Raw genomic sequence first — 26,034 nt, 5'->3', positions numbered from 1 at the left:
CCTTATACGAAACACAGCGTTAAAGGCTCGGCCACAAAAGCGGGTTTTTCCTGACCTTCTATCTCCAGTGTGGCCATTGCCTTGAGCAACCACTGACCGGGTTTTTTCTCGCTTACGCCGGTCAATTGGACCTTGAGGCGCACCCGCGAGTTGACCGTCACCGGTTGAACGAAGCGCACACTGTCCATCCCGTAATTGACCGCCATCTTCAAGCCTTCGGGCAGTACCATGATGCCCTCCATGAGCTTGGGGATCAGCGACAAAGACAGGAAGCCGTGTGCGATAGTCGTGCCGAACGGGGTCTGCGCTGCTTTGACCGGGTCGACATGGATGAACTGGAAATCCCCTGTGGCGTCGGCGAACAGGTTGATACGCTGCTGATCGATGGTCAGCCAGTCTGAATAGACTGCGTCCTTGCCGGTGTATTGTTTGAGCTCTTCGACGGGTACAAAAGGCATGCCGCTCTCCTTGTCTGATGAGGGGGTATGGAGCTGCCCCTGCCCGCATCCGCTGATGCCTGCGGGCGAATGACCAGATCAGCAGAGGGCGGTTGCCCGGTCAAGCAACTGCGGCAATGCGAATACCCACTCATGACCTCTGGCGCAGCGTGTTTATAATGACGCCGATCGTTCGCCGGGTTCGTTTATCTGCTGGAGTCCTCATGCTGTTAAGGGGTTTGACATGGCTGGTGCTGTTCCAATTGCTGGGGACCGCGCTCAACCATCTGTTTCTGTCGATTTTGCCGGGGCCGATCATCGGCCTCGTGCTGTTAATGGGCTATCTGATGTGGCGCGGTGAAGTCAGCGAGCCGATCAGCACTGCTGCCAGCAGTTTGTTGCGCTATCTGCCGTTGCTGCTGGTGCCGCCTGCGGTCGGGGTGATGGTTTACGCGTCGGCGATTGCCGAGGACTTCTGGGCGATCTTCGGCACGCTGACCCTGTCGCTGATGATTTCCGTGACCTTCGTCGGCTGGCTGATGCAGACCCTGATCAAGCGTCAGGCTCAGCGCCGGGAGTTGCCATGAGTCTTGACTGGCACGGTGCATGGCTGTCGGTGATTCATCACCCGCTTTTCGGCATCGCGATCACCCTGGGTGCCTATCAACTGGCGATGGCGGCTTACGAAAGAACCCGCTGGCTGTTTCTGCAGCCCGTGCTGGTCTCGATGGTGGTGGTGATCGGGGTCGTGCTGTTCTGCGACCTTGAGTACACCGAGTACCGCAAAAGCACCGAGATTCTGGGCACGCTGCTGGGGCCTGCAACCGTCGCGCTGGCGGTCCCGCTCTATCTGAATATGCGACGGATCCGCCAGTTGTTCTGGCCGGTCTTGACTACGCTGGTAGTCGGCGGGGTGTTTGCCACCGGCCTGTGCGTGGGCTTCGGGGTGCTGTTTGGTGCCGACCACATGATTCTGATGACCATGGCACCGAAGTCGGTGACATCGCCCATTGCCATGCTGGTCGCCGAGCAGATCGGCGGGGTTGCCGCCCTGGCGGCGGTTTTTGTGTTGATTACTGGCGTATTCGGTGCCATTTTCGGCCCCGGTCTGCTGTCGCTGATCGGGGTGGATAATCCTGCTGCCCGAGGCATGGCGCTGGGGCTCACTGCACATGCGGTAGGCACATCCGTGGCATTGCAGGAGGGCGAGGAATCGGGGGCTTTTGCTGCGTTGGCAATGAGTCTGATGGGCGTTGCGACGGCGTTGTTCCTGCCGCTGGCAATGTCGCTGGCCATTTAAAAGGAGGCTTTTCTATGACGCTGCCATTGTTTCCACTGAACGCTGTGCTGTTTCCGGGGTGCGTGCTTGATCTGCAGCTGTTCGAAGCCCGTTACCTGGACATGATCGGCCGCTGCATGAAGCAGGGGGAAGGGTTCGGTGTGGTGTGTATCACCGAGGGAAGTGAAATCGGCCCAGTGCCGGGCGGCTACTCGCTGATCGGCTGCGAAGCGCTGGTTACCGATTTTCAGCAGCAGGAGAACGGCTTGCTGGGCATTCGGGTCGTCGGCGGGCGTCGCTTCCGCGTCGTTGCCGCTGAGGTTCAGCGCGATCAACTGTTGGTGGCTGAGGTTGAATGGCTGGAAGAGCCCGTGGAGCGCCCGTTGCAGGAGGAAGATGCTGACCTCGTGGCCCTGCTCGAAGCGCTGGCCGAGCATCCGATGGTGGCTTCCTTGAACATGGGCATGTCTGCCGGTGGGCAATACGCGTTGTCCAACCAGCTTGCCTACCTGCTGCCGTTCACCGAAAAAGACAAAGTGGAACTGCTGGAAATCGACGATCCCGAAGAGCGTCTCGACGCGATTCAGGAATTGCTCGATGAAATGCAGGGCGATCTGCAGGCCTGAACCCGGATCGCGCTGTTCATTGCGCAGGGCAGCAAAGTGTCTGGATCGCCATGCCGACGCAGCGCATCGGCACGTCAGTTGCGGTTAGCGCGGTGGATACTGCTCCAGAATTTTCGCCACCGTGGTGCGCATGGCCTGATCGCGTTCGGACGGGCTGCCGGCATTGTCGTTGAGAATGCGCTCGGTGCTTCCACGCCAGACCAGTTTGCCGTCCTTGCCGTCGAACATATCGATCTGCACGGTGCCGACCTTGTAGTCGACGCTGCGGGTTTCGGTGTTCATCGGCCCGTTCCAGTAGCCATAACCACCCCAGGGGTTCCAGCCCCCGCCATAGTTGGTGCTGACCGTCTGCTGACGGTTTTCGACAATCAGCCAGGCCTGCACTTTCAAATCCGGCCGGGCCCCGGCTGTTGCCATGCGCAGACCACGCTGGTCCAGCTGTTCGCCGACCGACTGGCGAAGGCGCTGCTCGGTCAGGTCGCTCTTGAGCCGCGGATCATTGTCAGGCTGATACTGAACGGCGGGCTCCTTCCAGCTCCAGCTGCGATAGCCGCCGAAATCCCGCTGGGCATCGAAGTCGCGATTGATCGAGTTGCTCTGACAGGCCGTCAGCAGCACGGCACAGGTCAGCAGAACGATACGGCGAAACATGGCAGTTCTCCGAAAGGGTTACGAAGGCGGGTAGGCCGCCAGAGCCTGTTGCACGGCCTGGCGCAACGCACTGCTGCGGTCGGCCAGATTATTGCTGGCGCGCGCATCGGCGCTGGCGCTCCATACCGGCTGGTTGCTGCGCGCGTCGATCAGGTTGATCTGCACCACCATGACCTTTTCCTGATAGGTGCGTACCACCGGCACGCTGGCGTAGCCGCCGTAACCGGGCCGGTAACCATCGTAGCGGCCATAGCCCATGCCGCCCCCATAGTAGGGATCGTAATCTTCACGCACCTGACGCAGCCGGGTTTCCTGGCGGGTCGTGGCAGTGACGTACAAGTCTGCCGGCTGATTGCCGCGAGCCGGTCGCAAACCACGCTGGTCCAGACCGTTGCTCACGGCTTCGACCACCTGCGCCGAATCCACCCACGCCGTACCGGGCGGCAGCTGGCCGTTGAGCCAGCCCCAGGACCGATAACGCCCATAGTCCCGCGGCGGCGCAGGGTAGGCGCTCATGTCCAGCGTCCTTGCCGCCTGCGCAGGAGGGGGCGGCATGGGCAGAGAGCTGGCGACATACGGGTTGTCGCTCTGGCAGGCGCTGATCCCGAACAGACTGGTCCCCAGCAGCACGGCAAACAAGGCAGAACGGTGTTTCATGGTGGGCTCCGCAGTGGTGTCAGACCGGACGGCACATCCAGTGAAGGTATCGACCCAGCCCGGCAAAGGCTGGATGACGCCGATGCGCCAGTTCCATTTCCAGCAGATCCGTCAGCTCGGCCCGAGCCTGGAATTCAACCGGCATGTAATCGTGAAATACCCGCACCCCGCTACGGGTTTCGACTTGCCACAGGCCTTCAAGTTGCGTCGCCAGTTCCCGGGGGTCGAGCGGTTGCTGGGGCGTCAGGCTCTGTTTTTCCCCGGCCATGTCATTCTTGCGCATCTTGCGGAAATGGCCCTTCAACAGGTTGCGATAGATCAACGCATCGCGGTTGTAAAACGCCAGTGATAACCAGCCATCGTCCCTGGTCAACTGGCGTAGCACCGGGAGGATGGTATGCGGCTCGGCCAGCCACTCCAGCACCGCGTGGCACAGCACCAGATCATAAGTGTCGCTCAGTAACTCCGGCAGCGCCTGCCACGGAGCCTGAATGAAGGTTGCCGTCTGTCCGGCATCGGCGAAGCGCTGACGTGCGCCTTCGAGCATCGGCTCGGCGGGTTCGGTCAGGGTTACCTGATGACCCTGTTCGGCCAGCCACAGCGACATGTGTCCCAGCCCGGCGCCGATATCCAGTACACGAAGCGGTCGAGCGGGCAGGGTCTCGGTCAGGTCGGCCTGCAGCACCGCCAGACGAATGGCTCCCTTGGCACCGCCATAGATCTTTTCCGCAAAGCGGGTCGCCAACTGGTCGAAATGCCGATCACTCACTTTGCAAATCTCCGCTCGCTGTCAGCCAGCTTGTTACGCACCACCGTGTCCATGTCCAGCCCCAGTTCGCTGCACAGCAGCAACAGGTAGAGGACGATGTCGCCGACTTCCTGGCCGGCGTGCTCCAACTGTTCGGCAGGCAGCTCGCGGGACTGGTCTTCGCGCAGCCATTGGAATATTTCCACCAGCTCGGCCATCTCCACACTGGCAGCCATGGCCAGGTTTTTCGGGCTGTGAAATGGCTTCCAGTCATTCTGGTCGCGGATGCGGTGCAGGCGTTGGGTCAACTCGTCGAGGTTCATCGTGTTCTCCTGAAGACGCATAGCTTCAGGGGGAACGGTTCGCCAGGCAAGTGGGCGTTGAGGTTTGTTCAGCCGTTGATGGGAGCAATGCTCCCGTCAGAGGTGTTCATCCGGCTGTGCGTCACTCGCTGACAGGCTGCCAGCTACCGACCATATGCACGATGCCCTCCTGGCCTTCGACACGGAACTGGCCATGCGAGCCGGCGGCACTGGTCGACAGCGTCACGTCGGCAGGCAGGCGTACAGGCTTCTGGAACTGCACGCTGATCTCGACATTCGAGGCCGGCAAATGCTCGCCCAGCGCCGCGAGCGCACGGGCCTTGAGCCACATCCCGTGGGCGATGGCGCGTGGAAAACCGAACAGCCTGGCGCTGGGGGCGCTGAGGTGAATCGGGTTGTAGTCGCCCGACACCTTGGCGTATTCGCGGCCTATTTGCGCCGACGCCCGCCAGCCTTGCAGCTCGCTGAGCGGTAGCGGCGCGGCTTCGGGATAGCTCACAGGGCTGTCTTCCAGGTGCACAGCGGTGCACAGCATGGTGCTTTCTTCTTCCCACAACAGCCCCATGCCGTCTTCGGCCTGAGTGACCAGGGTGAACGTCGCGCCCTTGGCGTGCGGGCGCAGATCAGTGGCCTGTACGCTGATGTACAACTGGCTCACACCGCCCAGTGGACGATGCGTGCGGGTGCGATTGGCGAGGTGAATCAACCCCAGCAGCGGGAATGGAAAGTCCTCGGAGGTCATCAATTGCATTTGCAGCGGAAACGCCAGCACATGCGGATAGGTCGGAGGCAGCAAGCTGCTTTCTTCGAAGCCGCAGACCTTGCGGTATGCCTCAAGCTTATCGGTATCGACCGCGATCCAGCTGCGCAAGCCCAGATCGGGTAGCTGCATCCCGGTGACCTTGCGCCTGAGCGCAGCCTGGATGAACAGGTTGGACAGGGGCTGCAGGGAATTGAGGTAGCGCCAGTGAGCCGTCATCATCCATCTCCTTGAATTCGATGCGGGTGCTTAAGCCCCGATCACGTTTTGACCACATACACGTAGAACCTGACCGCTCACCGCGCCGCTGCCCGGCTGGCTGAACCACGCCACTGCTTCGGCAACGTCCTGTGGCGAGCCGCCCTGACCCAGCGAACTCATGCGCCGCCCGGCTTCACGCAGGGTGAACGGCATGTGCGCGGTCATTTTCGTTTCGATGAAGCCCGGCGCGACGGCGTTGATGCTGATGCCGCGTGACTTGAGTCCGGGTGCCATGGCCCGTGCAAAACCGATCAGACCGGCCTTGCTGGTGGTGTAGTTGGTTTGCCCGCGATTACCGGCGATACCGCTGATCGAGGCCATGAGCACGATGCGGGCGTTGTCCTTCAAGGCTCCCGCGTCGAGCAGCACTTGAGTCAGCACTTGCGGCGCATTGAGGTTGACCGCCAGTACCGAGTCCCAGAAATCTTCCGGCATGTTGACCAGCGTCTTGTCGCGCGTGATGCCGGCGTTGTGCACCAGTATGTCGACGCCATCGGGCAGGTGTTCGAGCAACTGTGCCGGAGCATCCGCCGAGCAGATATCCAGCGCCAGAGCCTGACCGCCAAGCCGCGAGGCCAGTGCCTCCAGCTCGTTTTTGGTCTGCGGTACATCCAGCAGAATGACCTGCGCACCATCACGTGTCAGGGTTTCGGCTATAGACGCGCCAATGCCGCGTGCAGCACCCGTTACCACTGCCTTGCGTCCGGCCAGCGGGCGGGTCCAGTCCTGTACCTTGCTCGGGCAGGCACTTAGGTGGACAAACTGGCCGGAGATGAACGCAGCCTTGGGCGTGAGGAAAAAGCGCAGGGCGCCCTCCAGTTGATCCTGCGCGTCGTCATCCACTTGCAGCAGTTTGACCGTGGCGCCGTTGCGCACTTCCTTGGCCAGTGAGCGGCTGAAACCTTCGATGGCCTGTTGAGTGCTGGCGGCCAGCGGATCAGCGAGTGTCTCGGGGGATTTACCGAGAATGACCACATGTGCGCAGTGATCGAGATTGCGCAGCAGCGGCTGAAAGAAGTCCCGCAACTGCCTGAGCTGCTCGGTGCGCAGGATCTGGCTGGCGTCGAACACGACTGCTTTCAGGCGCGGCCCCTGGTTGGACACCCACGTCGTGGCACCGGGCATCTCACTGCCGAAACTGTACAGCGAGTCGGTCAGGCGGCTGGCGAACTGGCGGACCTGATCCCCCAGCGGCCCGGCGCTGATCAGCAGCGTCCCTTCGACGGGCCGCAGACGTCCGGCCTGCCAGCGCTCCAGGTGAGTGGGGGCGGGCAGACCGGCGGCCTTCACCAGGCGCCGACCCATGTCGGAGTTGGCGAAATCAATGTAGCGATCTGACGGCATGGAACACTCTCCTGAAGTCGGGGTTCAAAGGAATGGACCACGGTGGCATGACGTTTGTTCTTGCGATCGGCACTGCTCATTCATTCGCTTGAAGAAAGGGAGTTTTCCATGACGCATCCTCGTCGGGTCGCCATCGTCGGCGGTAACCGCATTCCGTTCGCGCGCTCCAATGGCCCTTACGCCACGGCCAGCAATCAGGACATGCTCACGGCTGCTCTGGAAGGGCTGATCGAGCGCTTCAATCTGCACGGGCTGCGCATGGGCGAGGTGGTGACGGGTGCGGTGCTCAAGCACTCCAGAGACTTCAACCTGACCCGCGAATGCGTGCTCGGCTCGCGGCTCTCGGCACAGACCCCGGCCTACGACATTCAGCAAGCGTGCGGTACGGGGCTGGAAGCGGCGTTGCTGGTGGCCAACAAGATCGCTCTGGGGCAGATCGAGTGCGGCATTGCCGGCGGCGTGGACACCACATCCGATGCACCGATCGGCGTCAACGAGGGGCTGCGCAAAATCCTGCTGCAGGTAAACCGCAGCAAGACGCCCGGTGACAAGCTCAAGGCCCTGATGCAGCTGCGTCCACACCACCTCAAACCGGAGCTGCCGCGTAACGGCGAGCCACGTACACGCTTGTCGATGGGTCAACATTGCGAGCTGATGGCGCAGACCTGGGGCATAGAGCGCGGGCCGCAGGATCAACTGGCGCTCGAGAGCCATCTGAAAATGGCGGCAGCCTACGCCGAGGGCTGGCAGGATGATCTGATGACGCCGTATCTGGGGCTGATCCGTGACAACAACCTGCGTCCGGACCTGACGCTTGAAAAACTGGCCAGCCTCAAGCCCGCGTTCGAGCGCAGCGCCAAGGGCACCTTGTCGGCGGGCAATTCGACACCGCTGACCGATGGCGCATCGGTGGTGTTGCTGGCCAGCGAGGAATGGGCTCGCGAGCGGGACCTGCCGGTGCTGGCCTATTGGCGCGATGGCGAAGCTGCGGCGGTGGACTTCGTCAACGGAGCAGAAGGGCTGCTGATGGCACCGGTCTACGCCGTTCCGCGTCTGCTGGCCCGCAATGGCCTGACCCTTCAGGAATTCGATTACTACGAAATTCATGAAGCCTTCGCCGCGCAGGTGCTGTGCACCCTCAAGGCCTGGGAAGACGCCGATTACTGCAAGACCCGTCTGGGGCTGGATGCGCCGTTGGGGTCTATTGATCGCAGCAAACTGAACGTCAAGGGCAGCTCACTGGCTGCCGGCCACCCGTTCGCCGCAACCGGAGGCCGCATCGTCGCCAACCTGGCCAAGCTGCTGGATGCGGCAGGCAGCGGGCGTGGACTGATCTCGATCTGTGCCGCAGGCGGCCAGGGCGTGACGGCAATTCTGGAGCGTTAGGCAAATGGCTGGGGTCATGGGCATAATCCACAACTGAACTACGCAGAGCACTGGCACGATAAGTGTTCTTCCGGGCACCTATCGTTCCTCACGCTCCAGCGTGGGAATGCATGCCGTGACGCTCCGCGTCGCATCCGTGCGCGGGATGATCAATCAGCATTGTTGGCCTGTAACGTTGAGGTAAGGCATGGGGTTCATCATTGGGGTATCGGTACTTCTGATTCTGATCGGCACCGTGCTCTATCTGTTCGACAAAGGCGCGCGGACTCGCTGGCTGAGGCCCTATATCGGGCTGATGCTGATCGGTTTGCTGATCGGCGGGATGGGCTTGCTGGTGGGGCTGGTCTCCGATGAAACGGAGGCTTACTTCCTGCTGGTGGCCAAATGGGTCATCGCGGTGACCGGTATCATGTTCTGCCTGCGACTGATCGTACTGATCGCCAAGCGCTTCATCGCCAGAAATTGAGCGTGTAAACCGCCCATGTGTGACAGGACAACGTGGAAAATCACTTCAAATTTCTGACCCTGCCCAAGACATCGGGCGAGGTCGCCAACGTCTTCATTCACGGCTATTCGTCAGGGCATGATCTGGATGACCGACGCCTGTTGGCCAACAGCATCCCCGGTGCATTGCGCCAGAGTGTGAACATTCTGGCGTTCTGGCCATCCAGCCATTTCACCCAGATGGACAACCGTTCCCGTGGTCTGCTCATGGCTGCTGCCCGTGTGCACCCGCTCGCGGGCGCGGCGGCGTTGGCGGGGGACCGGGTCGTTCACTTCGCGCGCATCCGCAACCGTGCCCGCGACATGGGCAAGGTGCTGTTTGCACAGCTGGATCGCTACCTGTTCGAGCATCATCCCGACGTCAGGCGGGTCAATCTGATCGGTCATTCACTGGGCGGCCGGCTGCTGGTCAGCGCGCTCAAGGACCTTCAGCAGACACCCGAGCACGGGCTGGTGGTGGGCGATGTATTGCTGATGGCCGCTGCCGTGCGTATCGATGCCGCCGAGGCCGAGCTGCTCAAGCAGAGAATCAGCGGACGGCTGATCAATGCGTATTCCACGGAAGATCATGTGCTCTTGCTGAACCTGGGCGAGAAGAGCCTGGGACGCACGCCGGTCGAGCACTTCGAGAACGTGCGCATGCAGGGTTATCGCCATCACCATTACTGGCAGCGCTTGCAGGAAGTGCTGATTGCGACCCGCTTCAGTGGCTGTGAAGGGCTGGAAACCGGCGTTGCGGTGCTACCGACAATGACCCGCGACCCGGTTTTGCAGGACGTCTGGTTGCACAGCGTTCTGGCCCGTTCGCCGGACTACGTGCTGGAGGCGGCCATCAAGCACTTGCGCAGCAGTCGCTGGACGCGCCTCAAGGCCACTGAAGCGGACCGTACGTACGCATTCGTGCGTGAATTCCAGCTGGTCGCCGGGCATTTTCTGATCAATGCCGCCCGGCGTCGCGGCGTGCCCTATACGCGAGTGTTGGGCATGCTGGCGCGGCAATACGGTCTGGGCGACGCGCTGCACCAATGTGCGACGGTGGTTGAAGTGGAAGAGCTGCTGCTCAGGACGTTCTTTCGCCATGCGTTCAACAGCGCGCACCCGCTGGTGCAGATGCCGCGCGCCAGTGTCCGCGCGATGAGCTGGGATATCTATGCCGCGCATGTCGATGCACTGGCCGAGCGCCTGACCGTGGCAGCGTTTTTCAAGACCGCGCAGCCCGACGAGGCGCCCGGCGCGGTCAAGGGCTTGCTGGGTGCAATTCGCCAGGCCCCGGTGCAACGCCTGCTGACGCACTTCGGCACTGCGCTGCGGCCGGGTTATTCCGCACTGATCCCTACCGTGGCGATCGTCTTCTATGCGCGCGTCACACTGGATGATGACGCGCTGATGTAAGCCGCATTCACGCGGCGCGAGCCTCTTCCAGCGCGGCGGCCGAAAGCTCTTGGCGATGGCGACTGGCGTAGCTCTCGGCGATGATCGAGCACACGATCAACTGCATCGGGTGGTAGATCATGATCGGCAACAGAATCAGGCCAAGCCCCGGGCTGCTGCCGAAAATCAGTGCAGCCATCGGCGCACCCGCGGCGAGGGATTTCTTGGTGGCGCAGAACACCGCCGCGACCTTGTCGGCATGATCGAACTTGAGTAGCCGCGCCGTGCGGGTGGTCATCAACAGGATCACCGCCAGCAGCAGCGCGGTGCCGACGAACGCCGTCAGGATCACGCTGTTGCCCTGGCTTTGCCACATGCCGGAGATCATCGAGTTGCAGAACGCCGCGTACACCAGCAGCAGAATCACCAGCTTGTCGATCAGGTTGGTGTACTTCTTGTGACGGGCGAAAAATTTGCCCAGCAACGGCCGCATTAGCTGGCCAAGCACCAGTGGCAGCAGGAGCATGGCGCACAGGTCGAGCAGCGTATCGCCCAGATCGATCCCGCCAGCGCCGGTGCCGACCACCAGGCTGACCAGCCACGGGGTGATGAAAATCCCGATGACGCTGGACATGCTGGCGTTGAGAATCGCTGCCGGGACATTGCCGCCTGCGCTGCCGGTCAGTGCCACCGAAGACGAAATGGTCGAGGGCAGGGCGCACAGGTAGAGAAAACCCAGCATCAGCAGCGCCGGCACATACGAGCCCAGCAGTTTTTGGCACGCCAACCAGATCAGCGGGAACACCACGAAGGTGAAGACCTGGATCATCACGTGCAGGCGCCAGTTGGTCAGGCCTTTCTTGATCTGCTCGCTGGACAGGTTTACCCCATGCAGAAAGAACACCACGAACACGCCGACCTTGATGACGTATTCAGCGTGCATGCTGCCGCCGGTAGCGCCGAAACGTGGGAAGAAGTAGGCGAGCACCGTCGCCAGAACCATGCCCCAGAGGAACCAGTCGGTAGCGACGCGTTTGAAGTGTTTGAGTGATTGCATGCGGGGTCCGTAGAACGTTTGTACACAGAGATGCGTGCAGGCTACTCTGTTGCGCCATAGCCGTCTTGCGACATAAGGCCATAAGATGCCGAGTAACGGACAGATCAATCAGCGGCAGCCTACGGGCGAGCGGCAGATACCGGCATTGGCCGGCCTGCCGCGCCCGCTGTATGCCCGTGCTGAAAGCCTCACTGCCGGTTCGTGGACGCCGCCCCATCGCCACGACTGGGTGCAGTTTTCCTACGCCATCAGTGGGGTTCTGGGGGTGCATACCGCCGAGGGCAGTTTCTTTGCGCCGCCGCAGTGGGGCGTCTGGGTGCCTGCCGGGCTTGAGCATGAGGTGGTGACCTCCATGCGCGCCGAAATGCGCAGCCTGTACATTCGCACGGCAGATTCGGGGTGGGCACCGCAGCGCTGCAGGGTGCTGGAAGTCACGCCACTGGCCCGTGAGCTGATCAAGAGCTTCTGCCTGCTGCCCGTGGATTATCCCGAGCAGGACAGCCATGAGGCGCGGCTGGTGCAGGTCCTGCTGGATCAACTGGCGCAGTTGCCCGAAGTCGGCTTTTCACTGCCGTTGCCGCGTCATCCGCGTTTGCTGGGGCTGTGCAACGAGTTGATCGAGGAGCCGGGTCGGTTGATTACCCTGCACGACTGGGCCGCCCGTCTAGGGACCTCAGAGAAAACCCTGATGCGCCTGTTCCAGCGGGAAACCGGATTGAGCTTTCGCGGCTGGCGGCAGCGGGCACGGTTACTGTCTTCGCTTTCTGCACTGGAAGAGGGCGCCAGTGTGACGCATACCGCGCTGGCCTGCGGTTATGACTCGACGTCAGCATTCATCGCTGCGTTCAAGGGGTTGTTCGGTCACACCCCTGGCGACTTGTTCAAGTAAGGCCGGGATGCCTTGTGCACTAACGAGTGCATCTAATGCGGTTTTTTCTGCTTTTACATGTTTTGTCCCGGAATATCTTCGACCTGCTGTACGGCACGAAAGGTGCTTTAAACCGGGGGATTGCGTGGTTTTTTCTTAAAAAACCTTTCAATCCACAGGGGGTTACCCCTACTCGCTGGCGGAGGATTGCCGTATAACGGCAACAATCGCGTATCTGGCAACAAAGGACCCACAATAAAAGCTGATGAAAACTCCTAAACGCATTGAACCCCTGATCGAAGACGGTCTGGTCGACGAGGTGCTGCGCCCGCTCATGAGTGGTAAAGAGGCAGCTGTTTATGTGGTGCGTTGCGGCAATGAGCTGCGGTGTGCCAAGGTTTACAAGGAGGCTAACAAACGCAGTTTCCGTCAGGCGGCCGAGTATCAGGAAGGCCGCAAGGTACGCAACAGCCGACAGGCCCGCGCCATGGCCAAGGGCTCGAAGTTCGGGCGCAAGGAAACCGAAGACGCCTGGCAGAATGCCGAAGTGGCTGCGCTGTTTCGTCTGGCCAGCGCAGGTGTCCGGGTGCCCAAGCCGTACGACTTCCTGGAAGGCGTGCTGCTCATGGAACTGGTGGCCGACGAGTACGGCGATGCAGCGCCGCGTCTGAACGACGTCGTGCTGGAGCCGGATCAGGCGCGCGAGTATCACGCATTCCTGATCGAGCAGATCGTGCTGATGCTGTGTGCCGGTCTGGTGCACGGTGACCTGTCCGAGTTCAACGTGCTGCTGGCGCCGTCCGGCCCGGTCATCATCGACTTGCCGCAAGCGGTCGATGCCGCGGGCAACAACCATGCGTTCAGCATGCTGGAGCGCGACGTCGGCAACATGGCGCTGTACTTCGGCCGCTTCGCGCCGGAGCTCAGAAAGACCAAGTACGCCAAGGAAATGTGGTCGTACTACGAGGCAGGCACCTTGTCGCCCGCCACGGTGTTGACCGGTGAATTCGATGAGCCGGAGGACGAAGCCGATGTGGGCGGCGTACTGCGCGAAATCGAAGCCGCCCGCCTCGACGAAGCCCGCCGCCAGGCAGCTCGCGCGGCAGACGATGCGCCACCAAGCAAATCCACCGAAGAGCCACCACCGCCGTGGATGCAGTAAAGCCCTTTCGCGAGCAGGCGCGCTCCCGCAGGGAGTGCGTGTGGCAGGCGCTCCGTCGAGTGATGCAGTAAGTAAGACCATTGTGGGAGCGAGCTCGCTCGCGAAGGCGATTGATCAGGCGCGCTGTTTTCGGAGCCTGTACGGGCCCTTTCGCGAGCAAGCTCGCTCCCACGGAGCGCGTGCAGGCGCTCCATCGAGTGGATGCGGTGAGACCCTTGTGGAAGTGGCTAGCAGCACCCGCCCGACGCCAGGTCCTTGAGGATCGGGCAGTCAGGGCGGTCGTCGCCTTGGCAATGTTCCACCAGTTCCCGAAGCGTATCGCGCAGGCTCGCCAGTTCTTCGATCTTCTTGTTCAGCTCGACAATGTGTTGCCGGGCCAGCGCCTTGACGTCGGCGCTGGCCCGCTGGCGGTCCTGCCAGAGGGTCAGCAGTTTGCCGACTTCATCCAGCGAAAACCCCAGGTCTCTTGAGCGCTTGATGAACGCCAGCGTGTGCAGATCGTCCGCGCTGTACACGCGATAGCCGCTGTCGCTGCGATGCGCCGCCTGCAACAGGCCGATGGATTCGTAATAGCGGATCATTTTCGCGCTCAAGCCACTGTTTTTCGCCGCTTGACCGATATTCATGGTGCGTCCTCCAGGTCGCGGGGTTTCCAGGTTTTCAGCAGCAGCGCATTGCTCACCACGCTGACGCTCGACAGCGCCATGGCCGCGCCCGCCAGTACCGGATTGAGATAGCCCAGCGCCGCGAGCGGAATGCCGATCAGGTTGTAGACGAACGCCCAGAACAGGTTCTGGCGGATTTTTGCGTAGGTCCTTCGGCTAATGTCGAGGGCTGCCGGAACCAGTCGCGGATCGCCGCGCATCAGGGTGATGCCCGCTGCATGCATGGCGACATCGGTCCCGCCGCCCATCGCGATACCGACATCCGCCGCCGCCAGCGCCGGAGCATCGTTGATGCCGTCACCGACCATCGCGACCACATGATGGCTTTTCAGTTGAGTGACGGTGGCCGCCTTGTCGGCAGGCAGCACTTCGGCATGCACGTCGTGTATCCCCAATGTCCTGGCAACCACTTGGGCACTGCCACGGTTATCGCCAGTCAGCAGATGGCTGGTGATGCCCCGCGCATTCAGTGCTTTGATCGCCTGATCGGTTCCGGGCTTGAGCGTGTCACCAAAGGCAAACATGCCGATCACCTTTGGCTCCGGAGCCTGCTCGATGAGCCAGGACAGCGTACGCCCCTCGGCTTCCCAGATGCGCGCGGACTCGGCCAGATCGCCCATTGGCAGGCCGCTTTCCTCCAGCAAACGTCGATTGCCCAGCGCCAGTTCACGGCCCTGAACGCTGCCAGCGATGCCCCGACCACTCAGGACGCGGCTGTTTTGCGCGGCATCAGGCTTGAGTTGCCATTCATGACACACATCCAGCACTGCTTTGGCCAAGGGGTGTTCACTGCCGCGTTGCAGCGCGCCCGCCAGTTGCAGAAGGTGTTCTTCATTGCCCAGCACCGCGCTCATGTTGGTGATACGCGGCGTGCCCGAGGTCAGCGTGCCGGTTTTGTCGAACACCACGGCATCGACCTCGTGAGCCCGTTCCAGCGCTTCGGCGTCCTTGATCAGAATGCCATAGCGCGCAGCCACGCCGGTCCCGGCCATGATCGCTGTCGGCGTCGCAAGGCCCAGCGAGCAAGGGCAGGCGATCACCAGTACAGCGACGGCATTGATCAGCGCGACTTCAAGCGAGGCACCGACCAGCAGCCAGCCGACCAGCGTGAGCAAGGCAATCACCAGTACGGTCGGCACGAACACCTGGCTGACTTTATCCACCAGTTTCTGGATCGGAGCCTTGCCTGCCTGGGCGTCCTCGACCAGACGAATGATGCGCGCCAGCACCGTTTCTGCGCCCAGCGCTGTGGTCCTGATCAGCAATTGGCCTTCGCCATTGATAGCCCCGCCGGTGACCTTGTCGCCCGGTTGCTTGACCACCGGCAGGCTTTCACCGGTGATCAGCGCTTCGTCGGCATGGCTGCGGCCCTCGACCACTTCGCCGTCCACCGGAAAGCGTTCGCCGGGTTTGACCAGCACCCGATCATCAAGCTGCAGCGCGCTGATAGCGACGTCCTGTTCGAGGCCGTCGACCACCCGCAGGGCGCGCTCCGGGCGCAGTGCTTCAAGGGCACGGATAGCACTGGCGGTCTGACGCTTGGCGCGGCTTTCCAGGTATTTGCCCAGCAGCACCAGCGCGATCACCACCGCCGATGCTTCGAAATACAAATGCGGCGTTGTGCCAAGCGCAGCGTGCAGCCATTGATAGACGCTCAGGCCGTAGCCGGCGCTGGTACCGATGGCGACCAGCAGGTCCATATTGCCGGCACCTGCGCGCACGGCTTTCCAGGCGGCCACGTAAAAGCGTGCGCCAAGGATGAACTGCACCGGCGTCGCCAGCGCAAACTGCATCCACGCGGGCAGCATCCAGTGCACGCCCAGCGGGGTCAGCAGCATCGGCAGGATCAGCGGCAGCGCCAGCGCGATGGCCAGCAGCAAGGCCCAGCGCTCGTTATGCAAGTGACGGGCTTTTTGATCGGCTTCGGCGTGACGATCCTGGCTCAGGGTGGCGCCATAACCGGCGCGGCTGACGGCGTCGATCAGGGTTTGCGGATCGGTGTGCGCTGCGGTGTCTACATGGGCGCGTTCATTGGCCAGGTTGACCGTTACGCTGTTGACCCCCGGCACTTTGGCCAGGGCACGCTCGACCCGACCTGCGCAACTGGCGCAGGTCATGCCGCTGATCGGCAGGTCGAAGGTGGTGGTGTCTTGCATGTGAATCACTCCCTGAGGCTGGCTGCCTGCAAGGATCAACCTTGCCATATGGGCAAGGTCAAGCGCGAATCAATAGTTGAGGTCGGCTTTCTTGAGGTACAGCCCGTTGAGGTCGGTAGCAATGCGGTACTTGAGGATATCCCCGGAGCGCAGCTGAATCTTGGTGCTGCGCGGCGCTTCCATGCCGGGTTCACAGCCCACGACATTGCCGCGCAGGGTGCTCAGCCGCACCGAGACTTCACCTGCCGGCAGGTTGAAGGACACCGAGTCTTCCTGAAACAGCCTGCCGGCCAGGCGGTCCTGAACGTAGATGCCGATCTCGCAGGAAGTCGCGACTTCCAGGCGCTCGCGGGAAATGATCAGGATGCCGTAGTCCTGAGCCGCCTGAGTGGCAGGGGTGATAGCCAGGAAACCGAGAATGCTGAAGAGGCTGACTGCTGACCAGCGCATCGCTGATACTCCTGATGTAAATGTGGCTGACGGTATAGGTGTCGATCACTCAGCTTGGCTCACGATTACGCCGAATGCCAGCCCGGCAGCAATGACAGAAACTTGACCTTGCCATGATGACAAGGTTGAAGATGCTCACTGTTCATCACCGAAGGAGTGACACCATGCAGTTATTCAACGTTCAAGGCATGACCTGCGGGCACTGTGTTCGCGCGGTGACCGAGGCCATCAAGCATGACGATCCGAGCGCCGATGTTCAGGTCGAACTGGCCAGTAAACAGGTCAAGGTGCAAAGCAGTTTGTCGCCCGAGAGGATTGTCAGCCTGATCAGCGAAGAGGGTTATCAGGCGCAGCCGGCATGATCCAGACCCGGGAGATCAAGGCGGTCTCCCGGTCTGTAAACATTGAAAAATTTTGAATTAATTCCCCCGTCCGTCGTTCTCTGCAAGGTAAGCCGGGTAAACTAGCCCGTTGCTCTGCATCCGTTAATGGACACCCGATGAATCTACGAACGATCCTTATCCTTGGCTCATTGAGCGCCTTCGGCCCTCTGGCCATCGACTTCTATCTTCCTGGCTTTCCGGCCATGGCCTCGTATTTCGGGACCGATGAAAAACACGTACAGCTGACCCTGGCGGCCTACTTTCTGGGGCTTTCCCTGGGGCAACTGGCCTATGGTCCGGTGGCTGACCGGTTCGGTCGGCGCATTCCGCTGCTGGTCGGCGTGACCCTGTTCATGCTGGCCTCGGTCGCCTGCGCCTTTGCCCCGAGTCTTGAATGGCTGATCGCTGCACGCTTCGTGCAGGCGCTGGGTGGCTGTGCCGGAATGGTCTTGTCGCGCGCCATCGTCAGCGACAAGTGCAACGCTGTCGAGTCGGCCAAGGTTTTCTCGCAACTGATGCTGGTCATGGGCCTGGCACCGATTCTGGCTCCCATGCTGGGCGGCGTGCTGGTCAGCACCTTTGGCTGGCAATCGATCTTCGTCAGCCTGGCCCTGTTCAGCGGTGCCTGTCTGGCGGCCGTCGCACTGGGGTTGCCGGAAAGCATGCCGGCCACCACGCCGCGCCAGCCGTTGAGCGGCGCGCTGGGCCAGTACCTCAATCTGTTCAAGGACGGCGTGTTCATTGGTCATGCGCTGACCGGTGGCATCGCCATGGCCGGGATGTTCGCCTACGTCGCGGGCTCGCCGTTTGTGTTCATCAAGCTGTATGGCGTGCCTGCCGAGCATTACGGCTGGCTGTTCGGGATGAATGCGGCGGGCTTCATTCTGGTGGCGCAGATCAATGCGCGTATTCTGCGCAAGACCGGTCCGGCGTTTTTGCTGTCGCGCACGGTTTGGATCTATCTGGCTGCGGGGCTGGTGTTGCTGGCGATCAGCTTGCTGCGCACCGAAGCGCTTTGGCCGCTGCTGGTGCCGCTGTTCATTTGTGTGGCGAGTCTTGGGTGCATCATCCCCAATGCATCGGCTTGCGCCATGAATGGCCAGTGGGCGCGCGCGGGCAGTGCGTCGGCGTTGCTGGGATGCCTGCAATTCAGCGTTGCCGCCGTCGCCGCCAGTCTGGTGGGCTTGCTGCATGATGGCACGGCCACGCCAATGGCGCTGGTCATCAGCCTGTGTGGCGTGCTGACTGTGGGCATCTCGGTGCTGACGCGCCGTGCGCAGGCACGGCGCGACGCATCGCTCCAGACCGCCTGATCGCCAAAGCGGTGGTGTCAGTCGCGCCGGGCGTGACTGATACCATCGACTTCACACGGCCCAGGCCTCTGTGGCTCAGAAACCTTCCAGCACGACCTTGCCCTTGGCCTTGCCGCTTTCCAGCAGGGCATGAGCGCGGCGCAGGTTTTCGGCATTGATGGTGCCGAAGTGCTCGCCAAAGGTGGTTTTCAACGTACCGGCGTCGATCAGCTCGGCAACCCGGTTGAGCAGGTTGTGCTGCTCGATCATGTCCTCGGTTTCAAACATCGACCGGGTGTACATGAACTCCCAATGCAGCGACAGGCTCTTGCGCTTGAGTTTCGACACATCCAGCGACTTGGGGTCGTCGATCAGCGCCAGCTTGCCTTGTGGCTTGAGTGCCTCGACGAGCTGATCCAGATGCTGTTCGGTCTGGGTCAGGCTGGCCACATGAGTCACGTGGTTCAGGCCGACGCGCTTGAGTTCTTCGCTCAGCGGCTTGCTGTGATCCAGCACATGGTGCGCGCCCAGTTCGCTGACCCAGCTTTCGGTCTCGGGCCGCGAGGCGGTGCCGATGACTTTCAGCGAGGTCAGTTTGCGCGCCAGTTGGGTGAGGATCGAACCCACGCCACCGGCAGCACCGACGATCAGCAGGCTGTGTGCGCCTTCACCTTTTTGCTGCGGGATCTGCAGTCGCTCGAACAGCAGTTCCCAGGCGGTGATGGCTGTCAACGGCAGCGCCGCCGCATGGGCGAAGCTCAGGGTCTTGGGCATGTGGCCAACGATGCGTTCATCCACCACGTGCAACTCGCTATTGGCACCTGGCCGGGTCAGAGAGCCTGCATAGAACACCTTGTCGCCCGGCTTGAACAGCGTGACCTGGCTGCCGACGGCTTTGACCACTCCGGCCACGTCCCAGCCCAGCACCTTGCCTGCACCGTCCTCAGGCTGGACGTTCTGGCGGATCTTGGTGTCCACCGGGTTGACGGAGATGGCCTTGACCTCGACCAGCAGATCGCGATCGCCAGCCACCGGCTCGGGCAGCTCGATATCCTGCAATGATTTCACGTCGCTGATGGGCAGGGACTGATAGTACGCAATGGCTTTCATGTCAGGGGCCTCTCCGAAAGAAAATGATGAAGAGATCATTGGCTATTTCCAGCAAAGATAAAACCCGCTAAAACGGCAGGCTCTTTCAATTTTATTTTGATAATACGGGGCCTTGATGCTGCGTTTTGATGACTTGCAGTTGTTCGTACGTGCAGCGGATCTGGGCAGCCTTTCTGCCGCAGCGCGGGTCATGGACCTGTCTGCGGCGGTTGCCAGCGCGGCGCTCAAGCGTATCGAACGGCAGTTGGGCGCGCGCTTGCTGGCCCGTTCGACGCGCAGCCTGCGCCTGACTGCCGAAGGCGAGGGGTTTCTGGAATACGCGCGTGCTGCGCTGGGCAGCCTTGAGGAGGGGCGGCGTTTGCTGGCCAGCAGCCAGGACCGTTGCGAGGGCGTGCTGCAACTCTCGGCGCCATCGGACCTGGGGCGCAACGTGCTGTTGCCGTGGCTCGACGAATTTCAACAGCAGCATCCGCAACTGACTGTGCGTCTGCTGCTGGGTGATCGTATTGCCGATCTGTTCCGCCAGCCTGTCGACGTGGCGCTGCGCTACGGCGAGCCGGAAGACTCCAGCCTGGTCGCACTGCCGGTGTTGCCTGACAACCGCCGGGTACTGTGTGCGGCGCCGAGTTACCTGCAGCGTCATGGCGAGCCGCATCAGGTCGAGCAACTGGCGCAGCATAACTGCCTGCTGTTCATGCTCGGTGATCGCGTTCATGACCGTTGGACGCTGAACGACGGCAAGCGCGAAATAAGTCTGACGGTCAGCGGCAACCGGTTCAGCGACGATGCCGACGTGGTGCGCCGCTGGGCGGTTGCGGGCGAAGGTGTGGCATACAAATCCTGGCTGGACGTGGCCGCTGATGTGCGGGCCGGGCACCTGAAAGTGTTGATGCCCGACCTGATCGGGGAGCGGGCGCCATTGAACCTGTTGTGCGCGCATCGGGCGCAACTCAGCAAGCCTGTCATTCTGTTACTGGAAATGCTCAGGTCACGGTGTAAGCAACATGCTGTAAGTCTGTCGTCCGCCAGCGTGTTTTAATCGCCGCGCCCCAGTAGGAAATGGCCTTCGGAAATGTCGGAAAATATAATTTTCGACGGCCGTTCAATAACGCGAAGTTTCGCTGCCGGAACAAAGTTGAAACTGACTGTTGTTGAGTGGATTTGGCATTTTTGTCATAGCCATTACGCTTGTCTTTTTAATCCTCTTTTGAAGTGTCGCTGCAAACCCCTTGAATAGAGGGGTTGCGGTGTATTCGCGGGAATAACTTGATGTTGATGGAGCACGCCATACTTGGGCGATTTTTTGCGTCGTGGTGTACCCACCGTGTGTAAGAGGCGTTTTTCATCCAACGGGGGCGGAGGGCATAGAGTTTATACTTGTCATGACATATAAGAGCCACGTTCAACTCTATCGAGGCGTGATTGCTTTCACCCAGTCATCACCATAGATGAATGTTTCAACAGGGAGTGAACACATGGAATACGGACCTTGCATCAGCCAGATCGCAACCTTGCTGGCTGACCCCAAGCGCAGCGCAATGATCTGGGCACTGATGGATGGTACTGCTCGCCCTGCCGATGAATTGGCAATCCTGGCGGGACTCTCGACTTCTTCTGCCGGCGCCCATCTGGCGCGGCTGACCAGTGGTGGTCTGTTGAAACAGGAGGTCCGCGGCCGCAAGCGCTTCTTTCGCCTAGCTGCGCCGGAAGTGGGGGCGGCGGTCGAGGCCTTGGCCTGTGCTTCGCTGGCCAGTGCTGAACAGATCAATCGTCGCTTTGCCCAGCCTGCGCCGCCCTTGCCGCTGCGCCGCGCAAGAGTCTGCTCCGATCATCTGGGTGGCGAGATGGCTGCCGAGCTTTATCAGCGCCTGCTGGAGGCGGGCTGGATAGAACAGCAGGAGAAGCGCGTCGAAGTTACCAGCAAGGGTGTGGCCAGATTTGCCGAACGCGGTATCTACATTCCCGCACTGGCGCAACGCAAGCGCGAAACGGTGTGTGTCTGTCCGAAATGGAACGATAGCAATCCGCATCTGGGCGGCGCGCTGGGGGCGGGGTTGTTGCAGCTTTTCATTCAGATGGGCTGGCTGCGCACCACTGAAGAGTCCAGCACCTTGCAGGTCTCATCCAGTGGGCAGCGGGAAATCAGCAAGATCGCAGCGGCGGCCTGACGGGAGCGGCAGGTGTGGCGCGCTCCACCACTAACGTACCACCGGTCCGCGTCGGCACGCAGTTCCGGACGCTCCGCGTCCTCTTGCGACGCCGAGCGTCGCGAAAGGCATTCCCACGCGGAGCGTGAGGAACGATGGAGGCGCCTGCCTCACCACTATCGTGCCAATGCTCCGCCTTGGTATGCAGTTCCTGACGCTCTGCGTCCTCTGCGACGCAGAGCATGAGCAGCGATGGATGTAACTCGCTCATTCCCTCTTTAGGGCTTGACCAGTCGTGCATCCAGGCTGTTTTGCGCCAGGCGTTTGGCCTGATCTTCGGTCATGCCCAGGTGGGTGTACAGCGCGTGGAAGTTCTCGGTCACGTAGCCACCGAAGTAGGCCGGGTCGTCCGAGTTGACGGTGACCTTCACGCCACGCTCGAGCATATCGAGGATGTTGTGCTGGGCCATGTCGTCGAACACACAAAGCTTGGTGTTGGACAGCGGGCAGACGGTCAGCGGGATCTGTTCGTCGATGATGCGTTGCATCAGCCGCTCGTCTTCGATGGCGCGAACACCGTGGTCGATGCGCTCTATCTTCAGCAGGTCCAGTGCTTCCCAGATGTATTCCGGCGGACCTTCTTCCCCGGCGTGAGCCACAGTCAGGAAGCCTTCGTTGCGCGCGCGATCGAACACACGCTGGAACTTGCTCGGTGGATGGCCCATCTCCGAGCTGTCGAGGCCCACGGCAACGAACGCATCACGGAACGGCAGCGCCTGATCGAGGGTTTTTTCGGCTTCTTCCTGGGACAGGTGGCGCAGGAAACTCAGGATCAGGCCGCTGTCGACGCCCAGCTTCGACTTGCCATCTTTCAGCGCACCGGTAATCCCGGCCAGTACCACTTCGAACGGGATACCACGGTCGGTGTGGGTTTGCGGATCGAAGAACGGTTCGGTGTGGATAACGTTCTGTGCCTTGCAGCGCAGCAGGTAGGCCCACGTCAGGTCGTAGAAGTCCTGTTCGGTGCGCAATACGTCTGCGCCCCGGTAATACAGATCGAGGAATTCCTGCAGGTTGTTGAAGGCATACGCCTTGCGCAGGGTTTCGACGTCATCCCACGGCAGGGCAATCCTGTTGCGCTCGGCCAGGGCGAACAGCAACTCGGGTTCCAGCGAGCCTTCGAGGTGCAAGTGCAGTTCTGCCTTGGGCAGGGCGTTCAACCAGTCGTACATATTCTTTTCTCATCAGGTGCAGATCCCGGACATTCTACAGATGCACGTCGCTGCGCAGGGTAAAACCTGACTGAACGTTCAACTTGCCTCCTGTTCGCGGCGATAAGCGTAGGTATCCGCGAAGCGCGACAGCAGAAATTCGGCGCAGGTGGTCACCGTATAGCGGGCAGGATGATCGTCGCTCTGGCAACCGGGCAGGCATTCGATGCGCGTGTCGGGGTGCGGTTCGGCGAAGAACGGCATGGAGTAGCGATCGACCCCGAGCGGGCTGATGACCCGATGCGGCGTGGACAGGTAACGATCGTTGCTCCAGCGCGCCATCATATCGCCCAGATTGACCACGAAGGTGCCGTCAAGCGGTGGCGCGTCGATCCATTCGCCGCGCACATCACGCACCTGCAAGCCGCCCGCTGTGTCCTGATACAGCAGAGTGATGCAGCCATAATCGGTATGCGCGCCTGCGCCTTGTTGCTCGGCCGAGGTCGCTGTATCACGCGGCGGGTAATGAATCATGCGCAGTACGCTGACCGGGTCCTTGAAGCGCTGATCGAAGAAATCGCGCTCGATGCCCAGTGCTAGGGTCATGGCGCGCAGCAGGGTTTGCGCCAGCGCCTGCATGTCCAGATAGTGTTGCTCCATCAGCGCTTCCCAGCCGGGAATGTCCGGATGCCGGTTTGGCCCACGCAGCGGTTTGCCCGCCAGCACGTCGGGATGACGGGCATCCAGGTGCAGGCCCATGTCGAAGGTTTCCTTGAGGTCACTCGGCAGGCTGGGGTCCAGTTGTTCGGTGGCGATGGCGCCGTAGCCGCGATGATGGGTGCTTTGGGTGATATCGATCAGGAGCTTTTCAGCTGCCGGCCGGGCGAAGAAGTCCTTTGCCGCCGATTGCACCTGCTCGATGCGTTGCGCGCTGATCGGGTGGCCCTTGATGTAAAAGAAGCCCCATGCCCGACAGGCACTGTCGATTTGCCCGGCAACATCCTGCCAGGCCTGAGTGTCCGTGCCGTAGAGCGGGGCGATGTCGATGACGGGAAGCTGGTCCATTAACCGGTCCTGAAAGGAAGTGTCGGGTGTCGACGATCGTGCCTGGCGCAGCAGGCACGATGGTCAGGCAAGTGGCGGACTGATTACTTGGGCAGCTCGGCCTTGATGCCTTCGACGTAGTAGTTCATCGATGCCAGCTCGGCGTTGGTCGCGACCACACCGTCAGCAATTTTCACGGTGCCGTTCTGGTCCTTGATCGGGCCGGTGAACGGGTGGAATTCGCCGCTTTCAATACTGGCAATGATCTTCTGCGCTTCGGCCTTCACGTCAGCAGGCACCACGTCGCTGATCGGCAATTCGACCGTTCCTTCCTTCAGGCCGCCCCAGTAATCCTGTGGTTTCCAGGTCCCTGCGATGGCGCCTTCGGCGGCCTGAATGTAGTGCGGGCCCCAGTTGTTTACGATAGAGGTCAGCACTGCTTTCGGTCCGAAGTGAGCCATGTCCGAGGCATAACCGACGGCATACACACCGCGACGCTCGGCGGTCTGGATCGGCGCAGGGCTGTCGGTGTGCTGGAACACCACGTCCACGCCCTGATCGATCAACGCATTGGCCGCATCGGCTTCCTTGCCCGGATCGAACCAGGAGTTGACCCACACCACCTTGATCTCGGTGCCCGGGTTGTATTTGTTCAGCGCCAGCTGGATGGCGTCGATGTCGCGCAGCACTTCAGGAATCGGGAACGAAGCGACGTAACCGATCTTCTTGGTCTTGGTCATCTTCGCGGCGATGTAACCGCTCACGTAACGACCTTCATAGGTGCGGGCCAGATAAGTGCCCATGTTCTTGTCCTGCTTGTAGCCGGTCGCGTGCTCGAACTTCACCTTGGGGAACTGCTTGGCGACTTTCAGCGTGGGGTTCATGTAGCCGAACGAGGTACTGAAGATCAGGTCATAACCACCCTTGGCCATGTTGCGGATAACCCGCTCGGCGTCCGCGCCCTCCGGCACGTTTTCCACGTAGCTGCTGGTCACCTTGTCACCCAGCGCCTTGACCATCGCCTGACGGCCCTGTTCATGCTGATAGGTCCAGCCGTGGTCGCCGATGGGGCCGATGTAGACGAATCCGACTTTCAGCGGATCGGCTGCCGAGGCGAGCAGGCTGGAGCCGATGCCGACAACGGCGGCCATGGCACACAGCAGTTTTTTCAGAGGACGACGTGGGTTGGTCAGGTGCATCGGGTCTAGCTCCTTGCGGTCTTGTTGGAGTGCATACCCCGACAATGCAAATAACTGACCAACAGGACAACTTACGATGCTGGCGCGCTTTGCCGCTTGCCTGCCTGTTTCACCATGCAGCGGGAAGGTGCAGACGCTGCAGGTTACGCCGCTAACTGGTGCAGCGCGTGCTGCGCTCGACGATGCACATCGGCGTGCCTGCCACGGGTTCGCGCATGATCTGCACCTGCACATCGAACACCTGGCAGACCAGCTCGGCCGTCAGTACATCACCCGGCGCGCCGCAGGTCACCAGACGTCCACCCTGCATGACCGCCAGGTGGTCGGCGTAGCGGCAGGCCTGATTGATGTCATGCAGCACGGTAATCACCGTCTTGCCTTCGGCGCTCAGCTCACGCATCAGGTCCAGCAGCTCGACCTGATGGCTGATGTCCAGATAGGTGGTCGGCTCGTCGAGCAGGACGATGGCCGCGTCCTGCGCAAGGATCATCGCCAGCCAGGCGCGCTGTCGTTGCCCGCCGGACAGATCCGACAGCGGGCGCTCGGCCAGTGTGTCCAGCTCCATGCGCTGCAAGGCTTGATCGACACTGCGTTGATCGGCGTCACTCAGGCGACCCCACAGACTGTTGTGCGGACTGCGGCCGTACGCCACCAGCTGGCGTACGCTGACGCCTTCCGGAATCGGCAGCACTTGCGGCAGAAAAGCCACCTTGCGCGCCAGCTCGTTGGCCGACAGCTGGCGGTAGGCCGTGCCATCCAGACTGAGACTGCCCGATTGCGGGGTGAGAATTCGGGCGAAGGCCTTGAGCAGGGTGGATTTGCCGCAGCCATTGGGGCCGATCAGCGCAGTGACCTGCGCAGGCGGCGGGCTGAACGACAGGTCTTGCACGATGCGCGTTGCGCCGTAGCCGATGTCGAGTTGCTGCGCCTTCAGAATAGTCAT

Annotated in this window: 28 protein-coding genes; 12 read left to right on the top strand and 16 right to left on the bottom strand. The window is 61.4% G+C overall.

Going from position 1 to position 26,034, the window contains the following annotated elements:
- Positions 1–2: 2 nt before the first annotated feature.
- The gene (locus tag BT119_RS04855) at positions 3–458 is read right to left on the bottom strand and encodes a MaoC family dehydratase (protein WP_072364974.1); all 456 of its coding nucleotides are present in this window, start codon (positions 456–458) and stop codon (positions 3–5) included.
- Between the two features lie 203 nt (positions 459–661).
- Between BT119_RS04855 and BT119_RS04850 the strand changes: the two genes are divergently transcribed.
- From BT119_RS04850 to BT119_RS04840, 3 genes are read left to right on the top strand one after another with little or no spacing between them, the layout of a single operon-like run.
- Positions 662–1,024 carry a CidA/LrgA family protein gene (locus tag BT119_RS04850; protein WP_003431869.1) on the top strand — a complete coding sequence of 121 codons (363 nt, stop codon included), beginning with the start codon at positions 662–664 and terminating at the stop codon, positions 1,022–1,024.
- Entirely contained in the window at positions 1,021–1,737 is a 717-nt protein-coding gene (locus tag BT119_RS04845; protein ID WP_003431868.1) for an LrgB family protein, read from the top strand. The genes BT119_RS04850 and BT119_RS04845 overlap by 4 nt, the downstream gene beginning before the upstream one ends.
- A gap of 14 nt (positions 1,738–1,751) precedes the next feature.
- A complete protein-coding gene (locus BT119_RS04840; protein ID WP_003431867.1) occupies positions 1,752–2,342 on the top strand; it encodes an LON peptidase substrate-binding domain-containing protein in 591 nt (196 codons plus the stop codon).
- Between the two features lie 84 nt (positions 2,343–2,426).
- Here the strand turns inward: BT119_RS04840 and BT119_RS04835 are convergent, their stop codons facing one another.
- The 6 genes from BT119_RS04835 to BT119_RS04810 form a co-directional block, all read right to left on the bottom strand.
- Positions 2,427–2,993 carry a DUF4136 domain-containing protein gene (locus tag BT119_RS04835; RefSeq protein WP_072364973.1) on the bottom strand — a complete coding sequence of 189 codons (567 nt, stop codon included), beginning with the start codon at positions 2,991–2,993 and terminating at the stop codon, positions 2,427–2,429.
- 18 nt (positions 2,994–3,011) lie between these two features.
- Positions 3,012–3,650, bottom strand: a complete 639-nt coding sequence (locus BT119_RS04830; RefSeq protein WP_072364972.1) for a DUF4136 domain-containing protein — start codon at positions 3,648–3,650, stop codon at positions 3,012–3,014.
- Between the two features lie 19 nt (positions 3,651–3,669).
- The gene (locus tag BT119_RS04825) at positions 3,670–4,419 is read right to left on the bottom strand and encodes a methyltransferase domain-containing protein (RefSeq protein WP_003366434.1); all 750 of its coding nucleotides are present in this window, start codon (positions 4,417–4,419) and stop codon (positions 3,670–3,672) included.
- A complete protein-coding gene (locus BT119_RS04820) occupies positions 4,416–4,721 on the bottom strand; it encodes a MazG-like family protein (protein ID WP_003366436.1) in 306 nt (101 codons plus the stop codon). Before BT119_RS04820 ends, BT119_RS04825 begins: the two co-directional genes overlap by 4 nt.
- Positions 4,722–4,842: 121 nt before the next feature.
- Positions 4,843–5,700: a MaoC family dehydratase gene (locus BT119_RS04815; protein WP_054081323.1), complete on the bottom strand. Its 858-nt coding sequence runs from the start codon at positions 5,698–5,700 to the stop codon at positions 4,843–4,845.
- 30 nt (positions 5,701–5,730) lie between these two features.
- The gene (locus BT119_RS04810) at positions 5,731–7,086 is read right to left on the bottom strand and encodes a 3-oxoacyl-ACP reductase (RefSeq protein WP_003366440.1); all 1,356 of its coding nucleotides are present in this window, start codon (positions 7,084–7,086) and stop codon (positions 5,731–5,733) included.
- A 108-nt stretch (positions 7,087–7,194) separates the two neighbouring features.
- Here BT119_RS04810 and BT119_RS04805 point away from each other — a divergent pair, with 108 nt between their 5' ends.
- The 3 genes from BT119_RS04805 to BT119_RS04795 all read left to right on the top strand — a co-directional run bounded on the left by BT119_RS04805 (position 7,195) and on the right by BT119_RS04795 (position 10,368).
- Complete coding sequence (locus tag BT119_RS04805) at positions 7,195–8,472, top strand: acetyl-CoA C-acetyltransferase (protein WP_003431862.1); 1,278 nt, start codon at positions 7,195–7,197, stop codon at positions 8,470–8,472.
- Between the two features lie 187 nt (positions 8,473–8,659).
- The gene (locus tag BT119_RS04800) at positions 8,660–8,938 is read left to right on the top strand and encodes a hypothetical protein (RefSeq protein WP_003366444.1); all 279 of its coding nucleotides are present in this window, start codon (positions 8,660–8,662) and stop codon (positions 8,936–8,938) included.
- 32 nt (positions 8,939–8,970) lie between these two features.
- Complete coding sequence (locus BT119_RS04795) at positions 8,971–10,368, top strand: DUF726 domain-containing protein (protein WP_044310529.1); 1,398 nt, start codon at positions 8,971–8,973, stop codon at positions 10,366–10,368.
- A 7-nt stretch (positions 10,369–10,375) separates the two neighbouring features.
- Here BT119_RS04795 and BT119_RS04790 read toward each other — a convergent pair whose 3' ends face one another.
- Positions 10,376–11,404 carry a bile acid:sodium symporter family protein gene (locus BT119_RS04790; protein WP_058416257.1) on the bottom strand — a complete coding sequence of 343 codons (1,029 nt, stop codon included), beginning with the start codon at positions 11,402–11,404 and terminating at the stop codon, positions 10,376–10,378.
- 85 nt (positions 11,405–11,489) lie between these two features.
- Here BT119_RS04790 and BT119_RS04785 point away from each other — a divergent pair, with 85 nt between their 5' ends.
- Both BT119_RS04785 and BT119_RS04780 read left to right on the top strand, forming a co-directional pair.
- Positions 11,490–12,293, top strand: a complete 804-nt coding sequence (locus tag BT119_RS04785; RefSeq protein ID WP_003366452.1) for an AraC family transcriptional regulator — start codon at positions 11,490–11,492, stop codon at positions 12,291–12,293.
- 244 nt (positions 12,294–12,537) lie between these two features.
- A complete protein-coding gene (locus tag BT119_RS04780; protein ID WP_003366454.1) occupies positions 12,538–13,434 on the top strand; it encodes a PA4780 family RIO1-like protein kinase in 897 nt (298 codons plus the stop codon).
- Positions 13,435–13,661: 227 nt separating this feature from the next.
- On the opposite strand, the gene cueR is transcribed toward BT119_RS04780, so the two are convergent.
- The 3 genes from cueR to BT119_RS04765 form a co-directional block, all read right to left on the bottom strand.
- On the bottom strand, positions 13,662–14,060 hold the full coding sequence (cueR, locus tag BT119_RS04775; protein WP_072364970.1) for a Cu(I)-responsive transcriptional regulator: 399 nt from the start codon (positions 14,058–14,060) through the stop codon (positions 13,662–13,664).
- Positions 14,057–16,255, bottom strand: coding sequence for a heavy metal translocating P-type ATPase (locus BT119_RS04770; protein WP_072364968.1), 2,199 nt, complete (start codon positions 16,253–16,255; stop codon positions 14,057–14,059). The genes cueR and BT119_RS04770 overlap by 4 nt, the downstream gene beginning before the upstream one ends.
- Positions 16,256–16,324: 69 nt before the next feature.
- Positions 16,325–16,705, bottom strand: coding sequence for a hypothetical protein (locus BT119_RS04765; protein WP_003366459.1), 381 nt, complete (start codon positions 16,703–16,705; stop codon positions 16,325–16,327).
- Between the two features lie 164 nt (positions 16,706–16,869).
- Between BT119_RS04765 and BT119_RS04760 the strand changes: the two genes are divergently transcribed.
- Together BT119_RS04760 and BT119_RS04755 are read left to right on the top strand one after the other, a co-directional pair.
- Positions 16,870–17,067: a heavy-metal-associated domain-containing protein gene (locus tag BT119_RS04760; protein ID WP_003366461.1), complete on the top strand. Its 198-nt coding sequence runs from the start codon at positions 16,870–16,872 to the stop codon at positions 17,065–17,067.
- 137 nt (positions 17,068–17,204) lie between these two features.
- Entirely contained in the window at positions 17,205–18,401 is a 1,197-nt protein-coding gene (locus BT119_RS04755; RefSeq protein ID WP_032609231.1) for a multidrug effflux MFS transporter, read from the top strand.
- Between the two features lie 75 nt (positions 18,402–18,476).
- On the opposite strand, the gene BT119_RS04750 is transcribed toward BT119_RS04755, so the two are convergent.
- A complete protein-coding gene (locus BT119_RS04750; protein WP_003431856.1) occupies positions 18,477–19,490 on the bottom strand; it encodes a zinc-binding alcohol dehydrogenase family protein in 1,014 nt (337 codons plus the stop codon).
- A 115-nt stretch (positions 19,491–19,605) separates the two neighbouring features.
- On the opposite strand from BT119_RS04750, the gene BT119_RS04745 reads away from it, so the two are divergent.
- The gene (locus BT119_RS04745) at positions 19,606–20,529 is read left to right on the top strand and encodes a LysR family transcriptional regulator (RefSeq protein ID WP_044309507.1); all 924 of its coding nucleotides are present in this window, start codon (positions 19,606–19,608) and stop codon (positions 20,527–20,529) included.
- A 436-nt stretch (positions 20,530–20,965) separates the two neighbouring features.
- Positions 20,966–21,658 (top strand): ArsR/SmtB family transcription factor, encoded by a 693-nt coding sequence (locus tag BT119_RS04740; RefSeq protein ID WP_003350954.1) that lies wholly within the window; start codon positions 20,966–20,968, stop codon positions 21,656–21,658.
- Positions 21,659–21,915: 257 nt separating this feature from the next.
- Here the strand turns inward: BT119_RS04740 and BT119_RS04735 are convergent, their stop codons facing one another.
- The 4 genes from BT119_RS04735 to fecE form a co-directional block, all read right to left on the bottom strand.
- Positions 21,916–22,869, bottom strand: a complete 954-nt coding sequence (locus BT119_RS04735) for an adenosine deaminase (protein WP_003366473.1) — start codon at positions 22,867–22,869, stop codon at positions 21,916–21,918.
- A 78-nt stretch (positions 22,870–22,947) separates the two neighbouring features.
- Positions 22,948–23,913 (bottom strand): 2-oxoglutarate and iron-dependent oxygenase domain-containing protein, encoded by a 966-nt coding sequence (locus tag BT119_RS04730; RefSeq protein ID WP_072364966.1) that lies wholly within the window; start codon positions 23,911–23,913, stop codon positions 22,948–22,950.
- 83 nt (positions 23,914–23,996) lie between these two features.
- On the bottom strand, positions 23,997–25,091 hold the full coding sequence (locus BT119_RS04725; RefSeq protein WP_003366477.1) for a BMP family ABC transporter substrate-binding protein: 1,095 nt from the start codon (positions 25,089–25,091) through the stop codon (positions 23,997–23,999).
- Positions 25,092–25,242: 151 nt separating this feature from the next.
- On the bottom strand, positions 25,243–26,034 hold the full coding sequence (gene fecE / locus BT119_RS04720) for a Fe(3+) dicitrate ABC transporter ATP-binding protein FecE (RefSeq protein WP_003366479.1): 792 nt from the start codon (positions 26,032–26,034) through the stop codon (positions 25,243–25,245).

Origin of the sequence: Pseudomonas sp. NFACC10-1 (assembly GCF_900119195.1) — a bacterium.
GTDB classification, from domain to species: Bacteria; Pseudomonadota; Gammaproteobacteria; order Pseudomonadales; family Pseudomonadaceae; genus Aquipseudomonas; species Aquipseudomonas cerasi.
Note: the sequence above shows the minus strand (reverse complement) of the source record. Positions and strands in the feature narration are given on the sequence as shown.

Excerpts from the sequence above, each read along its gene's own strand:
- cueR (WP_072364970.1), bottom strand. The coding sequence starts at position 14,060 with ATGAATATCGGTCAAGCGGCGAAAAACAGTGGCTTGAGCGCGAAAATG.
- BT119_RS04805 (WP_003431862.1), top strand. The coding sequence starts at position 7,195 with ATGACGCATCCTCGTCGGGTCGCCATCGTCGGCGGTAACCGCATTCCG.
- BT119_RS04750 (WP_003431856.1), bottom strand. The coding sequence starts at position 19,490 with ATGAAAGCCATTGCGTACTATCAGTCCCTGCCCATCAGCGACGTGAAA.
- BT119_RS04785 (WP_003366452.1), top strand. The coding sequence starts at position 11,490 with ATGCCGAGTAACGGACAGATCAATCAGCGGCAGCCTACGGGCGAGCGG.
- BT119_RS04830 (WP_072364972.1), bottom strand. The coding sequence starts at position 3,650 with ATGAAACACCGTTCTGCCTTGTTTGCCGTGCTGCTGGGGACCAGTCTG.
- BT119_RS04725 (WP_003366477.1), bottom strand. The coding sequence starts at position 25,091 with ATGCACCTGACCAACCCACGTCGTCCTCTGAAAAAACTGCTGTGTGCC.
- BT119_RS04790 (WP_058416257.1), bottom strand. The coding sequence starts at position 11,404 with ATGCAATCACTCAAACACTTCAAACGCGTCGCTACCGACTGGTTCCTC.
- BT119_RS04800 (WP_003366444.1), top strand. The coding sequence starts at position 8,660 with ATGGGGTTCATCATTGGGGTATCGGTACTTCTGATTCTGATCGGCACC.
- BT119_RS04755 (WP_032609231.1), top strand. The coding sequence starts at position 17,205 with ATGAATCTACGAACGATCCTTATCCTTGGCTCATTGAGCGCCTTCGGC.
- BT119_RS04820 (WP_003366436.1), bottom strand. The coding sequence starts at position 4,721 with ATGAACCTCGACGAGTTGACCCAACGCCTGCACCGCATCCGCGACCAG.
- fecE (WP_003366479.1), bottom strand. The coding sequence starts at position 26,034 with ATGACTATTCTGAAGGCGCAGCAACTCGACATCGGCTACGGCGCAACG.
- BT119_RS04770 (WP_072364968.1), bottom strand. The coding sequence starts at position 16,255 with ATGCAAGACACCACCACCTTCGACCTGCCGATCAGCGGCATGACCTGC.
- BT119_RS04810 (WP_003366440.1), bottom strand. The coding sequence starts at position 7,086 with ATGCCGTCAGATCGCTACATTGATTTCGCCAACTCCGACATGGGTCGG.
- BT119_RS04730 (WP_072364966.1), bottom strand. The coding sequence starts at position 23,913 with ATGGACCAGCTTCCCGTCATCGACATCGCCCCGCTCTACGGCACGGAC.
- BT119_RS04815 (WP_054081323.1), bottom strand. The coding sequence starts at position 5,700 with ATGACGGCTCACTGGCGCTACCTCAATTCCCTGCAGCCCCTGTCCAAC.
- BT119_RS04840 (WP_003431867.1), top strand. The coding sequence starts at position 1,752 with ATGACGCTGCCATTGTTTCCACTGAACGCTGTGCTGTTTCCGGGGTGC.
- BT119_RS04760 (WP_003366461.1), top strand. The coding sequence starts at position 16,870 with ATGCAGTTATTCAACGTTCAAGGCATGACCTGCGGGCACTGTGTTCGC.
- BT119_RS04855 (WP_072364974.1), bottom strand. The coding sequence starts at position 458 with ATGCCTTTTGTACCCGTCGAAGAGCTCAAACAATACACCGGCAAGGAC.
- BT119_RS04745 (WP_044309507.1), top strand. The coding sequence starts at position 19,606 with ATGCTGCGTTTTGATGACTTGCAGTTGTTCGTACGTGCAGCGGATCTG.
- BT119_RS04740 (WP_003350954.1), top strand. The coding sequence starts at position 20,966 with ATGGAATACGGACCTTGCATCAGCCAGATCGCAACCTTGCTGGCTGAC.
- BT119_RS04850 (WP_003431869.1), top strand. The coding sequence starts at position 662 with ATGCTGTTAAGGGGTTTGACATGGCTGGTGCTGTTCCAATTGCTGGGG.
- BT119_RS04780 (WP_003366454.1), top strand. The coding sequence starts at position 12,538 with ATGAAAACTCCTAAACGCATTGAACCCCTGATCGAAGACGGTCTGGTC.
- BT119_RS04835 (WP_072364973.1), bottom strand. The coding sequence starts at position 2,993 with ATGTTTCGCCGTATCGTTCTGCTGACCTGTGCCGTGCTGCTGACGGCC.
- BT119_RS04845 (WP_003431868.1), top strand. The coding sequence starts at position 1,021 with ATGAGTCTTGACTGGCACGGTGCATGGCTGTCGGTGATTCATCACCCG.
- BT119_RS04765 (WP_003366459.1), bottom strand. The coding sequence starts at position 16,705 with ATGCGCTGGTCAGCAGTCAGCCTCTTCAGCATTCTCGGTTTCCTGGCT.
- BT119_RS04735 (WP_003366473.1), bottom strand. The coding sequence starts at position 22,869 with ATGTACGACTGGTTGAACGCCCTGCCCAAGGCAGAACTGCACTTGCAC.